Annotated in this window: 11 protein-coding genes; 3 read left to right on the top strand and 8 right to left on the bottom strand. The window is 70.1% G+C overall.

Features of this window, described 5'->3' with window-relative positions; genetic code table 11:
- Positions 1 to 34: 34 nt before the first annotated feature.
- A complete protein-coding gene (locus tag LRM40_RS04460; protein WP_151124706.1) occupies positions 35 to 391 on the top strand; it encodes a hypothetical protein in 357 nt (118 codons plus the stop codon).
- Here the strand turns inward: LRM40_RS04460 and LRM40_RS04455 are convergent.
- The 4 genes from LRM40_RS04455 to LRM40_RS04440 all read right to left on the bottom strand — a co-directional run bounded on the left by LRM40_RS04455 (position 372) and on the right by LRM40_RS04440 (position 6,366).
- Positions 372 to 1,721, bottom strand: a complete 1,350-nt coding sequence (locus LRM40_RS04455; protein ID WP_151124707.1) for a sigma-54-dependent transcriptional regulator — start codon at positions 1,719 to 1,721, stop codon at positions 372 to 374. The genes LRM40_RS04460 and LRM40_RS04455 overlap by 20 nt on opposite strands.
- Positions 1,718 to 3,550 carry a sensor histidine kinase gene (locus LRM40_RS04450; protein ID WP_231067722.1) on the bottom strand — a complete coding sequence of 611 codons (1,833 nt, stop codon included), beginning with the start codon at positions 3,548 to 3,550 and terminating at the stop codon, positions 1,718 to 1,720. The genes LRM40_RS04455 and LRM40_RS04450 overlap by 4 nt, the downstream gene beginning before the upstream one ends.
- Positions 3,551 to 3,614: 64 nt before the next feature.
- Positions 3,615 to 4,541 (bottom strand): LysR substrate-binding domain-containing protein, encoded by a 927-nt coding sequence (locus tag LRM40_RS04445; protein ID WP_151124708.1) that lies wholly within the window; start codon positions 4,539 to 4,541, stop codon positions 3,615 to 3,617.
- Positions 4,522 to 6,366, bottom strand: coding sequence for an ABCB family ABC transporter ATP-binding protein/permease (locus LRM40_RS04440; RefSeq protein WP_151124709.1), 1,845 nt, complete (start codon positions 6,364 to 6,366; stop codon positions 4,522 to 4,524). The genes LRM40_RS04445 and LRM40_RS04440 overlap by 20 nt, the downstream gene beginning before the upstream one ends.
- A gap of 50 nt (positions 6,367 to 6,416) precedes the next feature.
- Here LRM40_RS04440 and LRM40_RS04435 point away from each other — a divergent pair, with 50 nt between their 5' ends.
- Complete coding sequence (locus tag LRM40_RS04435) at positions 6,417 to 6,872, top strand: acyl-CoA thioesterase (protein ID WP_151124710.1); 456 nt, start codon at positions 6,417 to 6,419, stop codon at positions 6,870 to 6,872.
- A 30-nt stretch (positions 6,873 to 6,902) separates the two neighbouring features.
- Positions 6,903 to 7,973 (top strand): zinc ribbon domain-containing protein, encoded by a 1,071-nt coding sequence (locus LRM40_RS04430; RefSeq protein WP_151124711.1) that lies wholly within the window; start codon positions 6,903 to 6,905, stop codon positions 7,971 to 7,973.
- On the opposite strand, the gene LRM40_RS04425 is transcribed toward LRM40_RS04430, so the two are convergent.
- The 4 genes from LRM40_RS04425 to LRM40_RS04410 form a co-directional block, all read right to left on the bottom strand.
- The gene (locus LRM40_RS04425) at positions 7,952 to 8,695 is read right to left on the bottom strand and encodes an SGNH/GDSL hydrolase family protein (RefSeq protein ID WP_151124712.1); all 744 of its coding nucleotides are present in this window, start codon (positions 8,693 to 8,695) and stop codon (positions 7,952 to 7,954) included. The genes LRM40_RS04430 and LRM40_RS04425 overlap by 22 nt on opposite strands.
- A 14-nt stretch (positions 8,696 to 8,709) precedes the next feature.
- Positions 8,710 to 9,474 carry an enoyl-CoA hydratase gene (locus LRM40_RS04420; RefSeq protein WP_151124713.1) on the bottom strand — a complete coding sequence of 255 codons (765 nt, stop codon included), beginning with the start codon at positions 9,472 to 9,474 and terminating at the stop codon, positions 8,710 to 8,712.
- Positions 9,475 to 9,544: 70 nt separating this feature from the next.
- Positions 9,545 to 10,744, bottom strand: a complete 1,200-nt coding sequence (locus tag LRM40_RS04415; protein ID WP_151124714.1) for an acetyl-CoA C-acyltransferase — start codon at positions 10,742 to 10,744, stop codon at positions 9,545 to 9,547.
- Positions 10,745 to 10,773: 29 nt separating this feature from the next.
- Entirely contained in the window at positions 10,774 to 13,155 is a 2,382-nt protein-coding gene (locus tag LRM40_RS04410) for a 3-hydroxyacyl-CoA dehydrogenase/enoyl-CoA hydratase family protein (RefSeq protein ID WP_151124715.1), read from the bottom strand.
- Between the last annotated feature and the right edge of the window lie 3 nt (positions 13,156 to 13,158).

Raw genomic sequence — 13,158 nt, 5'->3', positions numbered from 1 at the left:
CCGTGATGTTTTCCGTTGTGAACACAACGGTCAGGTGTCCTACTCCGATCAGCCCTGCCTGGCCGCCAAGAAGGTGGACGTCGAGCCCACGCGTGGGTTGAACAAGTCCACCGGCAGGGAACGCGTGGGAGCGGATGTGCAGCGCGAGCGCTTCAATGAAGGCATGGCAGAGGCCCTCAGCCGCATTACCTGCGGCAAGGATGCGAAGCAGTTGAGCACCGACGCCAGGCGCTTCAAGCTCCCTCTCGACGCGCAGCGCGAATGCCGGCGGCTCGATCAAACCATCCCGGACGCTGAGCAGCGAGAGGCCTCAGCCACGGACGAGACCCGCTTGCCCATCCAGAGGGCGCTCCTGGCTCAGCGCAAGCGCTTCATTGCGCTGGGCTGCTGACCGACTGCAACCCATACTTCCTCACCTTGTCCGCCAGCGTCGTCTTGGGCACCCGCAGGGCCTGCGCGGCGCGGGTGATGCTGCCTCCGTGGCGGCCCAGGGCTTCGCGGATGAGGCTGCGTTCGAAGTCTTCCACCGTTTCGGCCAGTGAAAGCATGGTGGCCGCGGCGGGCACTTCGCCGTCGCCCAGCACTTCGCTGGGCACGCCCAGCACCAGGCAGTCGGCCACGTTGCGCAGCTCGCGCACGTTGCCGGGCCAGTGGTGGGCCATCAGGGCGCGCAGCTGGGCGGCGCTCACCACCGGCTGGGGCAGGCCGTAGCGGCTGGCGGCCAGCAGCAGAAAGTGCTCCAGCAGCAGGGGGATGTCCTCGCGCCGTTCGCGCAGGGGCGGCAGGTCGATGGTGACGACGTTGAGGCGGTAGTACAGGTCGCTGCGGAAGCTGCCGTCCTGCGCCTTGTGCAGCAGGTCGTCCTTGGTGGCGGCCACCACGCGGCAGTCCACCGCCACCTGGGCGTTGGAGCCCAGGCGCTCCACCACGCGGTCCTGCAGCACGCGCAGCAGCTTGATCTGCACGCCCATGGGCATGCTTTCCAATTCGTCCAGGAACAGGGTGCCGTGGTGGGCGTGTTCGATCTTGCCGATGCGGCGCTTGGCCGCGCCGGTGAAGGCGCCGACCTCGTGGCCGAAGAGTTCGCTGTCCAGCAGGTTGTCGGGCAGGCCGCCGCAGTTCAGGGCCACCAGCGGGCCCTTGCGGCCGGAAAGATCATGCAGGGCCTGGGCCACCAGCTCCTTGCCGGTGCCGGTTTCGCCGCGGATGAGCACGTCCGCCCGGGCCGAGGCCACGCGCGCCACCAGCTGGCGCACCGCCACCATCTGCGGTGAGCGGCCGATGAGGCGGGCTGTGCCGCCTTCCTTGCGGGCCAGGGCTTCGCGCAGGGCCACCACTTCGAGCGTGAGGGCGCGCTTGTCCAGCGCGCGGCGCACCACCTCCACCAGCACCTCGGGCGAGAAGGGCTTGGGGATGAAGTCGTAGGCGCCGCTGCGCATGGCTTCCACTGCCAGGCTCACATCGCCGTGGCCGGTGATCATGATGACCGGCAGCTCGGGTTCCAGCTCGTGGCAGTGGCGCACCAGGCTCAGGCCGTCGGCGCCGGGCAGGCGCATGTCGGTCACCACCACGCCGGGGAAGCCGGCCGTCAGCCGGGGCCGCGCGGCCTCGGCCGATTCGACGGCGTCCACGGTCAGCCCGGCCAGCTGCAGGGCCTGCAGGCAGCCCAGTTGCATGGGCAGGTCGTCCTCGACCAGCAGCACGGAGAGTTCTTGGCTCATGGGGCGGTGGGGGTGGGCACGGGCGGCAGCCACAGGGTGAAGCAGGCGCCGCCGTCGGGGTGATTGTCCGCCTCCAGCTCGCCGCCGGCCTCGCGGGCGATGTCGCGCGAGATGGCCAGGCCCAGGCCCAGGCCGCCTCCGGCCGACTTGGTGCTGAAGAAGGGCTCGAAGACGCGGTCGCGCAGGGCCGGGTCCAGGCCGGGGCCCTGGTCGCGCACGCGCAGGGCCACGCGGCCGTCCTGCGCGGCGGCGTCGATCCACAGCGCGCGCTGCGGCTGTTCGCGCATGGCGTCCAGGCCGTTGCCGATGAGGTTGATCAGCACCTGTTCCAGACGGTTGGGGTCGCACCAGGCGGCCAGGGGGCTGTCGGCGGTGGCGTCGTGCACGGTCACCTGTTCGTTGCGGATGCGCTGGTGGTACAGGAACAGCGCGTTGTGCACGGCGGTGGCCAGGCGGGCGGCCTGCGGCTGGGCCTTGGACTTGCGGGCAAAGCCCTTGAGCGGCTCGATGATGGCGCCCATCTGCTCGGCCAGGCGGGCCATGATGGCCAGGTTGCCGCTGACCGCGTCCAACTGGCCGCGCTGCATGAAGGCCACCGCATTGCCCGACAGGGTGCGGATGGCGCCCAGCGGCTGCGTCAGCTCGTGGGTGATGCCGGTGGCCAGCTGGCCCAGCGCGGCCATCTTGCCGGCGTGCACCAGCTCGTCCTGCGCTTCGCGCAGGGTGTGCTCGGCCTGCTCGCGTTCGCGCACTTCCTTGCGCAGGCGGGCGTTGGTTTCACTCAGGGCCTGGGTGCGGGCGGCCACCTTCTCTTCCAGCTCGGCGTTGAGCTGCAGCTTCTGTTGCACGATGCGCCGCCGCTGGTTGACCAGCAGCATCAGCAGCAGCACGAAGCCGGCGCTGACGCCAGCGAGCAGACTGTCTTGCGCGGCCTGCTGGCGCACGGAACGCAGGTCGGCAAACATCAGCAGGCGCCAGTCGGTGCCATCCAGCGTGCGGCCCAGCACCAGCATGCCGCGGCTGGCCGCCACGCGGCCCTGGGGCCCGCGCCCCGCCGCCCCGGTGCCCAGCCCGGCGGGCAGCACGCCTTCGACGATCTGGCTGTCCTCGTCCACCCGCAGGTCCACCTGCAGCGGGAAACGGGTGATGCGGTGGTTGCCGTACAGGCGGGTGACCTGCAGGTCCACCTTGCGCTCCAGCGGCAGCTCGGCCAGCGCGGTGTAGATCCATTCCGGCCGCGAGGACAGGATGACCACCTGGTTGGAATCGGCCAGCAGGGCCGGCGCGCCCAGCATGCCCCAGGCCTCGTCCACCGGGTCCAGGCCGATCTTGAGCACGGCCACGCCCACCACCTTGGCGCCATCGTGGATGGGGTGCGAGACGTAGTAGCCGGGCACGCCGTCACGCACGCCGATGGCGAAGTGCCGCCCCACCCGGCCGGACAGGGCCTCCAGGAAGTAGGGGCGGAAGGAGAGATCGTCGCCCACCAGGGCCGGGTCGCTGGCGGCCAGCACGATGCCGCGCTGGTCCTGCACGAAGAGCTGCACCCCGCCGAGGTGGGCGTTCAGCCGCCGCAGGTAACTGCTGGCAGCCTGCACCCGCGCCGGGTCGCCCGGCTGGCGCAGCAGGGCCTGCACCTCGGTGCTGAGCTGCACGGTGGCGGGCATGGGCTCCAGCCGGCGCACCATGCCCTGCACAGCGGCGGCGAACAGGTCCAGCTGGTGGTTGGATTCGGCCCGCAGCTGCTCGGTGCGGCGCTGCACGCTGACGGTGAAGGCCCCCCAGCCGGCCAGCAGCATCAGGCCCAGCGCCAGCAGGGTGAGCAGCAACGAGCGCCGACGGCGCCAACGCAGCGGCCGGCCTGGGCCCCCCTCCGGGGCCGGGTGCTGTGCCTCAGCGGCCATTGCGGGCCTGGCTCTCCAGGAAGTCCCAGACCTCCTGGGCCACCGGCTTGGCGTGGCGGCTGCCACCCGGGCGCTCGCGGTAGATGCGCACTTCCATGGTCAGCTCGTCCTCCGGCGCGCCGGCCTGCACCAGGCGGCGGGCGCGCAGCTCCTTGCGCACCGAACTCACCGGCAGAAAGGCCAGGCCGTGGCCTTCCAGGGCCATGGCTTTCAGGCCCTCGGCCATGTCGGTTTCGTAGATGGGGTCCAGGTGGGCGGGCTGGGCGGTGCGCTTGAGCACCTGCTCCACCAGGCGCGCCAGGTAGGCGCCGGCCGCGTAGCTGAGGAAGGGCACCGGCTGGCGCGGCGTGCCGGGCAGGCGGAACAGGGGCCCGCCCTCGGCCCCCGCTTTGGCAAAGGGGGCCAGGGTCTCGTAGCCCAGGCAGAGCATGTCGTAGCGGTCGGCGCTGAGCTGCAGCGGCTGGGTGGCGTGGTGGTAGGCGATGAGCAGGTCGCAGCTGCCTTCGGTCAGGCGCAGCGCGGCGTCGTGCACGTTCAGCGCGATGAGCCGGCTCTTCAGGCCGTGGAACTGCTGCTTGAGCTCCATCAGCCAGTGCGGGAAGAAGGTGAAGGCCAGGGTGTGCGGCACCGCGAACTCGATCATGTCCTGCCCCGCCACCTGGTGGCCGCGCATCATGTTGCGGGTGGCCTGCAGGGCGCCCAGCATCTCCATGGCCTGGGCGTGGAAGGTCTCGCCCGCGGGGGTGAGCCGCGTGGGGTAGCTGGAGCGGTCCACCAGGTCGATGCCGGCCCAGGCCTCCAGCGCCTGGATGCGGCGCGAGAAGGCGGGCTGGGTGACGTGGCGCAGCTGGGCCGAGCGCGAGAAGCTGCGCGTCTCGGCCAGGCTGATGAAGTCTTCAAGCCACTTGGTGTCCATGGGTGTTCTTCTCGGTGGCGGCGGGGCGGGTGCTGCTGTGCTGCAGGGCCCACATGCGGGCATAGGCGCCGGCGCGGGCCAGCAGCGCGGCGTGGGTGCCGCGCTCCACCACTTGGCCGGCCTCCATCACCAGGATCTCGTGCGCGTCCACCACGGTGGACAGGCGGTGGGCGATGACCAGCGTGGTGCGGCCGCGCGCGGCGCTGGCCAGCTCGGCCTGGATGGCGCGCTCGTTGGCCGAATCCAGCGCCGAGGTGGCTTCGTCGAAGACCAGGATGGGCGGGTTCTTCAGCAGGGTGCGGGCGATGGCCACGCGCTGCTTTTCGCCGCCGGAGAGCTTCAGGCCGCGCTCGCCCACCATGGTGTCGTAGCCCTTGGGCTGGGCGACGATGAAGTCGTGGATGCGGGCGGCGCGGGCCACGGCCTCCACCTCGGCCGGCGTGGCGTCGGGCCGGCCGTAGGCGATGTTGTAGGCGATGGTGTCGTTGAACAGCACGGTGTCCTGCGGGACGATGCCGATGGCCTTGCGCAGGCTGTCCTGCGTGACCTGGCGGATGTCCTGCCCGTCGATGGTGATGCGCCCGCCCTGCACGTCGTAGAAGCGGTAGAGCAGCCGGGCCAGCGTGCTCTTGCCGGCGCCGCTGGCGCCCACCACGGCCACCGTCTGGCCGGCCGGGATGTCGAAGGACAGGCCCTTGAGGATGGGGCGCGCCGGGTCGTAGGCGAAGTCCACCGCCTCGAAGCGCACCGCGGCGCCCTGCAGCTGCAGCGGCCGGGCCTCGGGGGCGTCGGCCACCTCGCGTTCGCGGCCCATCAGCGTGAACATCTTGTCCAGGTCGGTCAGGCTCTGCTTGACCTCGCGGTAGAGCACGCCCAGGAAGTTCAGCGGGATGTAGAGCTGGATCAGCAGGGTGTTGATCAGCACCAGGTCGCCCAGCGTGAGGTGGCCGGCCACCACGCCGGCCGTGGCCCGCCACAGCATGGCCAGCAGCGACAGCGCGATGATGGCCTGCTGGCCCACGTTGAGCACGGAGAGCGTGGTCTGCGAGGTGATCTGGGCGCGGCGGTAGGCGTCCAGGCCCTCGTCGTAGCGGCGGGCCTCGAAGTCCTCGTTGTTGAAGTACTTGACCGTCTCGTAGTTCAGCAGTGCGTCCACGGCCCGCTGGTGGGCCTTGGAGTCCAGCTCGTTCATCTTGCGGCGGAACTGGGTGCGCCACTCGGTCAGGCTGATGGTGAAGATGCCGTAGCCCACCAGCGCGCCCAGGGTGATCCACACAAAGCCCATGTCGAACTTGCCGCCCAGCAGCGCCAGCGCCAGGCCCAGCTCCACCAGCGTGGGCAGGATGGTGTAGAGCGAGTAGGAGATGAGCGACTGCAGGGCCCGGGTGCCGCGCTCGATGTCGCGCGTCATGCCGCCGGTCTGGCGTTCCAGATGGAAGCGCAGCGACAGCGCATGCATGTGGCGGAAGACCTGCAGCGCGATCTCGCGCGAGGCGCCGTGCGTGGCCTTGGCGAAGACGAGTTCACGCAGCTCGGTGAACAGCGAGGCCGACAGACGCAGCGCCGCATAGCCCAGCAGCAGCCCGGCCGGCACCACCAGCAGGGCGCGCGGGTCGCTGGCGGGCAGGTTCATCGCGTCCACCAGGTGCTTGAGCAGCAGCGGCACCCCCAGGTTGGCCACCTTGGCCGCCACCAGGCACAGCAGCGCCAGCACCACCCGCGTGCGGTACTGCCAGAAGTACGGCGCCAGCTGCCGCAGGATGGCCCAATCCCCATGCTGCCGGGGCGTGGCCGCCGATTCGGTCACAGGCGAACTTCGACGCATCGTGGAACAATCACATTCTTTGATTCAGAACAATACACAGGAACCCTGAAATGAACATTCCCGTGAATCCGGCCAGTGTGCCCGAGGACCTGCGCACCCAGCTGCCCACCGACCGGGAACTGGTGCTGCGCGTGATGCCGATGCCGGCGGACTCGAACAGCAATGGCGATATTTTCGGTGGTTGGATCATGGCCCAGGTGGACCTGGCCGGATCGGTGCTGCCGGCGCGCTTGGCCAAGGGCCGCGTGGCCACCGTGGCGGTCAACGAATTCATCTTCAAGCAGCCGGTGTCCATCGGCGACCTGCTGAGCTTTTATGCGACCATCACCCACGTGGGCCGCACCTCGATGACGGTGAAGGTCGAGGTGTACGCAGAGCGTGCGCCGGAAGACCTGCAGGTGGTGAAGGTGACCGAAGCCAACCTCACCTACGTCGCCATCGACCGTGAAGGCAAGGCGCGCCCCATCCCCCGGCCGCTGCCCGCGGCCTATGCCCATTTTGGTTGACCGGACGGCTGGTCCCGTTCGCGCCCTCTGATGTTCAAGACGCTGCGTGTCCCCGAGAAGGCCTTCGGCCTGCTGATGTGGATCGTCTCCCTGCTGTTCGCCGGCTTCCTGATGGGGCTGGGCGGGCAGCTGATCGGGGACCTGCCCAAGGTGGAGGACACGCTGACGCTGGAGCAGTTCGCCGATGCGAACGCCCTGCAATCGGAGCGCACGCAGCTGCGCGACCTGGGTGAGCAGGCCCGCACGCTGGAGGACCAGACCGAGCAGGCCCGGCTCAAGCTGAACGCGGCCAGCCAGGCCTACCAGGCCGCGCGCAGCGCCCAGGCCAACTGGCTGGCCAGCCGCCAGGCCACGGGCGACGCCAGCACCAACGCCGAGCTGCAGCGGCGCACCCGCGAGCTCGACCAGCTCAAGCAGGCCGAGCGCGAGGCCCAACTGGCCCAGGAGAAGCTGGACCAGGACCGCCTGGACGTGAGCCAGGCCCAGGCCGGCCACCAGCGCCGGCTGGACACGCTGCTGAGCCAGGCCCAGGGCGTCTATGAGCGCGCCCGGTTCCTGCAGGAGCTGCGGGTCTTCGGCCTGCGCCTGGCGCTGACCCTGCCGCTGCTGCTGGTGGCCGGCTGGATGGTGGCCCGCAAGCGCAAGAGCGACCACTGGCCCCTGCTGCGCGGTTTCGTGCTGTTCGCGGCCTATGCCTTCTTCTTCGAGCTGGTGCCCTACCTGCCCAGCTACGGCGGCTATGTGCGCTACGGCGTGGGCATCGTGCTGACCGGGCTGGGCGGGCACTACGCCATCCGGGCGATGCGGCGCTACCTGGCCCGCCGGGCGGCGGTGGAGCAGCAGAGCGAAGCGCAGCGCCGCCAATCCCTGACGAACGACGAGGCGCTCAAAAAGATGGCGGCCAATGTCTGCCCGGGTTGCGAGCGCGCCATCCTGACCACCGGCGAGGTGAAGCCCGACTTCTGCGTGCACTGCGGCCTCAAGCTCTTCGACCGCTGCGGCGGCTGCGGCACCCGCAAGAACGTGTTCTTCCGCTACTGCCCCAGCTGCGGCGTGCCGGCCGAGGAATCCGAGGCCGCTCAGCCCGCTTCAGCCGGCTGAAAGGCGGCCGCGCCTTCCAGCAGCATCTGCCGGGTCAGGGCCTCCACCCAGGCCTGGTAGCCCAGCAGCCCGGGGTGGAAGCCGTCGCGGGCCATCCAGCCCGCGGCCTCGCCCGGCATGGGCGGCAGGGCCACATGGCCGCGGTCGGCCCGGCCCGCCAGGTGGCGCTGCAGCGCCTGGTCCAGCCGGCGCGCATCGCGCCCCAGCACCCAGCGCAGCGGCTGCGGCAGCACCGGAAAGCGCTCCATCGGCGGCACGGCCGAGTGCCAGGTGTGGCGCACGCCGGCCCGCGCCTGGGCCACGCCGTGCAGGGCGTCCAGCGTGGCCAGCCAGTGGCGCACGGGCGTCTGCCCCACCGTGTCATTGACGCCCAGCGAGGTGACCATCACATCGGCCGGGTGCAGCCGCGCCTGCTCCAGCGCCTTGAGCGCATCGGCCGCCCGGTGGCCGGTGCTGGCCACCAGCTGCCAGGCCACCCGGCCATCCAGGGCCAGGGCCAGGCGCTCGGCCAGGGGAATGGCCAGGGCCTGGGCCTGGTGGTCCACGCCCACGCCGGCCGCGGCGGAATCGCCCACCACCAGCAGGCGCAGGCGCAGCGCGCCCTCGCCCACCACGCCCTCGCGCGGGCCGGCGGCCTCGGGCAGGCGCAGCGCGTGGCGGCGCACCTGCCGGCCCTGGCGCAGCAGCACCGGGCCCAGCAGCAGCTTCAGCGGTCCGGGCATGGGCGACGGCCGCCTTACTGGAACTTCGTGAAGTCGGGCTTGCGCTTCTCGAAGAAGGCTTGGAAGGCCTCGCGGGCCTCGGGGCTGCGCAGGCGCTGGCCGAACAGCTCGGCTTCGGTGGCGATGACCTGCTGCAGCAGCTCGCGCTGCGGCGCCTTCATCAGGCGCTTGGATTCACGCACGGCCGAGGGCGCCAGGTGGTTGAAGCGCTCGGCCACACGGCGGGCGTGGGGCAGCACCTCGGCCGCCGGCAGCACCGCGTTGGCGATACCGCAGTCCACCGCGTCGGCGCCGGTGAAGGGGTCGCCCAGCAACAGCTTCTCGGCGGCCTTCACATGGCCCATCAGGCGCGGGATCAACAGGCTGGAGCCGTACTCGGGCACCAGGCCCAGGCCGACGAAGGGCATGGCCAGGCGGGCCTCGTCGCTGACGAAGACGAAGTCGCAGTGCAACAGCATCGTGGTGCCGATGCCCACGGCCGCGCCGGTGACGGCGGCCACCACCGGCTTCTCGCAGGCTTCCAGCGCGCGCATGAAGCGGAAGACGGACGAATCCGGCCCGGCGGGCGGGCGCTGCATGAAGTCCTCCAGGTCGTTGCCGGAGGTGAAGACGCCGGGCTGGCCGGTGATCAGCAGGGCCCGCACGGCCGGGTCGCTGCCGGCGGCCTCGATGGCGTCGGTCATGGCGTCGTACATCGCCATGGTCAGCGCGTTCTTCTTCTCGGGGCGGGCGATCTCGATGGTCGCCACGCCATCCACGACGCCGGTTCGGATGGTCATGCGGGTCTCCTGCTTCTGACTTGAAATGAAAACGGGCGGCATCGTAGCCGCCCGCGTGCGTGACCGTCGATCAGACGGCTTCGAAGATGCCGGCCGCGCCTTGGCCGGTACCGATGCACATGGTCACCATGCCGTACTTCAGCTTGTGGCGACGCAGGGCATGGATGGTGGTCGCGGCGCGGATCGCGCCGGTGGCGCCCAGCGGGTGGCCCAGGGCGATCGCGCCGCCCATGGGGTTCACCACATCCGGGTTCAGACCCAGGTCGCGGATGACCGCGAGGGACTGGGCCGCGAAGGCTTCGTTCAGTTCGATCCAGCCCATGTCGTCGAGCTTCAGGCCGCCGGCCTTCAGCGCGGCCGGGATGGCCTCGATCGGGCCGATGCCCATGATTTCCGGCGGCACGCCGCGCGAGGCAAAGCTCACGAAGCGGGCCAGCGGCTTCAGGTCGAACTGCTTGACGGCCTTTTCGGAGGCCAGGATCAGCGCGCCGGCGCCGTCGCTGGTCTGCGAGCTGTTGCCGGCGGTGACGCTGCCCTTGGCGGCGAACACCGGGCGCAGCTTGCCCAGGCCTTCCAGGCTGGTGTCGGGGCGCGGGCCCTCGTCCAGGCTGACGGTGCGGGTGCTGTAGCGGATCTCGCCGGTGGCCAGATCGGGCACGCGCTGGATGATGTCCACCGGGCAGATCTCGTCGGCGAACTCGCCGGCCTGCTGGGCCTTGATGGCGCGCTGGTGCGAGGCCAGGGCGAAGGCGTCCTGGTCTTCGCGGCTGACCTTCCAGCGCTCGGCCACCTTCTCGGCGGTCAGGCCCATGCCGTAGGCAATGCCCACGTTCTCGTCCCGGGTGAAGATCTCGGGGTTGAAGGCCGGCTTGTTGCCGCCCATGGGCACCATGCTCATGGACTCGGCACCGCCGGCGATCATCACATCGGCCTCGCCCACGCGGATGCGGTCGGCCGCCATCTGGATGGCGGTGACGCCCGAGGCGCAGAAACGGTTGATGGTGACACCGCCGACGCTGTGCGGCAGGCCCGCCAGGGCCACCGCGATGCGGGCGAAGTTCATGCCCTGCTCACCTTCGGGGAAGGAGCAGCCGATCACGGCATCCTCGATCGCCTTGGGGTCCAGCGTGGGCACCTGGGCCAGCGCGGCCTGGATGGCGCGCACCAGCAGGTCGTCCGAGCGGGTGTTCTTGAAGTAGCCCCGGCCGGACTTGCCGATCGGGGTGCGGGTGGCCGCCACGATGTAGGCGTCTTGCACTTGCTTGCTCATGTCGATTCCTTGTCAGCGTGGGACGGCCATCAGTTGCGCACCGGCTTGCCGGTCTGCAGCATGCCCATGATCCGTTCCTGGGTCTTGGGGTGCTCAAGCAGGCCGCAGAAGTGCTTGCGCTCCAGCGCCATCAGGTATTCCTCGGTCACCGGGGTGCCGGCGTCCACGTCACCGCCGCACAGCACTTCGGCGATCAGGCTGGCGATGTGGAAGTCGTGCTGGCTGATGAAGCCGCCGTCGCGCATGCCCACCAGGGTGGCCTTGATGGTGGCCAGCACGGTGCGGCCGGCCGCGGCGAAGGGCTTGGCCACCGGCGGACGGTAGCCCGCGGCCGCCAGGGCCTTGGCCTGGCTGATGGCGACGAACAGCAGCTCGTCCTTGTTGGGCACGACGATGTCGCTGTCCAGCAGGTAGCCCAGCTTGCGCGATTCCAGCGCGCTGGTGCCCACCTTGGCCATGGCCGCGGCCTGGAAGCCTTCCTTCAGGAAGTTCAGCACGGGGCTGTCCGGCGCCGCGGCAGCGGCCTCGGCCGCACGGCGGGCGATGTAGGTCAGGCCGCCGCCGCCCGGCAGCAGGCCCACGCCCACTTCCACCAGGCCCATGTAGCTTTCCATGGCCGCCACGCGCTGGCTGCAATGCACCGCCAGCTCGCAGCCGCCACCCAGCGCGATGCCGCGCACGGCCGCGATGGTGGGCACCTGGGCGTAGCGGAAGCGCAGCATCATGTCCTGCAGCTTCTTCTCTTCCGGCGCGATGCCCTTGGCGCCCTTGGCCATGAAGACCGGCATCAGGGCTTCCAGGTTGGCACCGGCGGAGAACACGTCGTCCGGCGACCAGACCACCAGGCCCTGGTAGCCTTCCTCGGCGATCTCGATGGCCTTGAGCAGGCCCTCGGTCACGGTCGGGCTGATCAGGTGCAGCTTGGCGGTGATGCTGGCGATGACGACTTCGCCGTCCAGCGTCCAGACGCGCACTTCGTCGTTCTTGAACAGCTCGGTGCCGCTCTTGAGCGGATCGACCGCGCCGCTGCCCAGCACGGCCTCGGGGAAGTACTGGCGCTGGTAGACCGGCAGGTTCGAGCGCGGGATGTAGCTGCCCTTGGACGCGGACCACGAACCTTCGGGCGTGTGCACGCCGTCGCGGCCGTCGAACACCCAGGCCGGCAGCGGGGCGCTGCACAGGGCCTTGCCGGCGTCGATGTCGGCCTTGACCCACTCGGCCACCTGCTTCCAGCCGGCTTCCTGCCACAGCTCGAACGGGCCCTGCTTCATGCCGAAGCCCCAGCGCATCGCGAAGTCCACCTCGCGGGCGCTCTCGGCGATCTCGGCCAGGTGCACGGCCACGTAGTGGAAGGAGTCGCGCAGGATGGCCCACAGGAACTGGGCCTGCGGGTTGCTGGATTCACGCAGCAGCTTCAGGCGCTCGGCCGCGGGCTTCTTCAGGATGCGGTCGACGATCGGGTCGGCCTTGGCGCCGCTTTCCACGTAGGTGCCGGTGGCCGGGTCCAGGCGCAGGATGGCCTTGCCTTCCTTCTTGAAGAAGCCGGCCTTGGTCTTCTGGCCCAGGGCGCCCTTCTCGATCAGCGCGGCCAGCACCTTGGGGGTGGCGTAGCTGCCGTAGAAGGGATCGTCCTTCAGGTTGTCCTGCAGGGTCTTGATGACGTGGGCCATGGTGTCCAGGCCCACCACGTCGGCGGTGCGGAAGGTGCCGGAGCTGGCGCGACCGAGCTTCTTGCCGGTCAGGTCGTCCACAACGTCATAGCTCAGGCCGAAAGCCTCGGCCTCGTGGATGGTCGCCAGCATGTTGGCGATGCCCACGCGGTTGGCCACGAAGTTCGGGGTGTCCTTGGCCCGCACCACGCCCTTGCCGACGGTGGTGGTGACGAAGGTCTCCAACTGGTCCAGGTACTTGGCCTCGGTGGTCGGGGTCGGGATCAGCTCCACCAGGTACATGTACCGCGGCGGGTTGAAGAAGTGGATGCCGCAGAAGCGCGGCTTGATGGACTCGGGCAGGGCCTCGGCCAGCTTGGTGATCGACAGGCCCGAGGTGTTGGACGCCAGGATGGCGTGCGGCGCCACGAAGGGGGCGATCTTGTGATACAGGTCCAGCTTCCAGTCCATGCGCTCGGCGATCGCCTCGATCACCAGGTCGCAGTCCTTGAGCAGGTCCAGGTGCTCTTCGTAGTTGGCCGGCGTGATGCGCGCGGCGTCCTCAGCCACGCCCAGGGGCGCCGGCTTGAGCTTCTTGAGGTTGTCGATGGCCTTGAGCGCGATGGCGCTCTTGGGGCCTTCCTTGGCGGGCAGGTCGAACAGCACGACCGGCACCTTGACGTTGACCAGATGGGCGGCGATCTGCGCGCCCATCACGCCGGCGCCGAGCACGGCGACCTTGCGGACTTGGAATCGACTCATTGC

Source organism: Ideonella dechloratans (genome assembly GCF_021049305.1).
Classification (GTDB): Bacteria; Pseudomonadota; Gammaproteobacteria; order Burkholderiales; family Burkholderiaceae_C; genus Ideonella; species Ideonella dechloratans.
The sequence above is the reverse complement of the archived record's forward strand: the minus strand, read 5'-3'. Positions and strand labels throughout refer to the sequence as shown.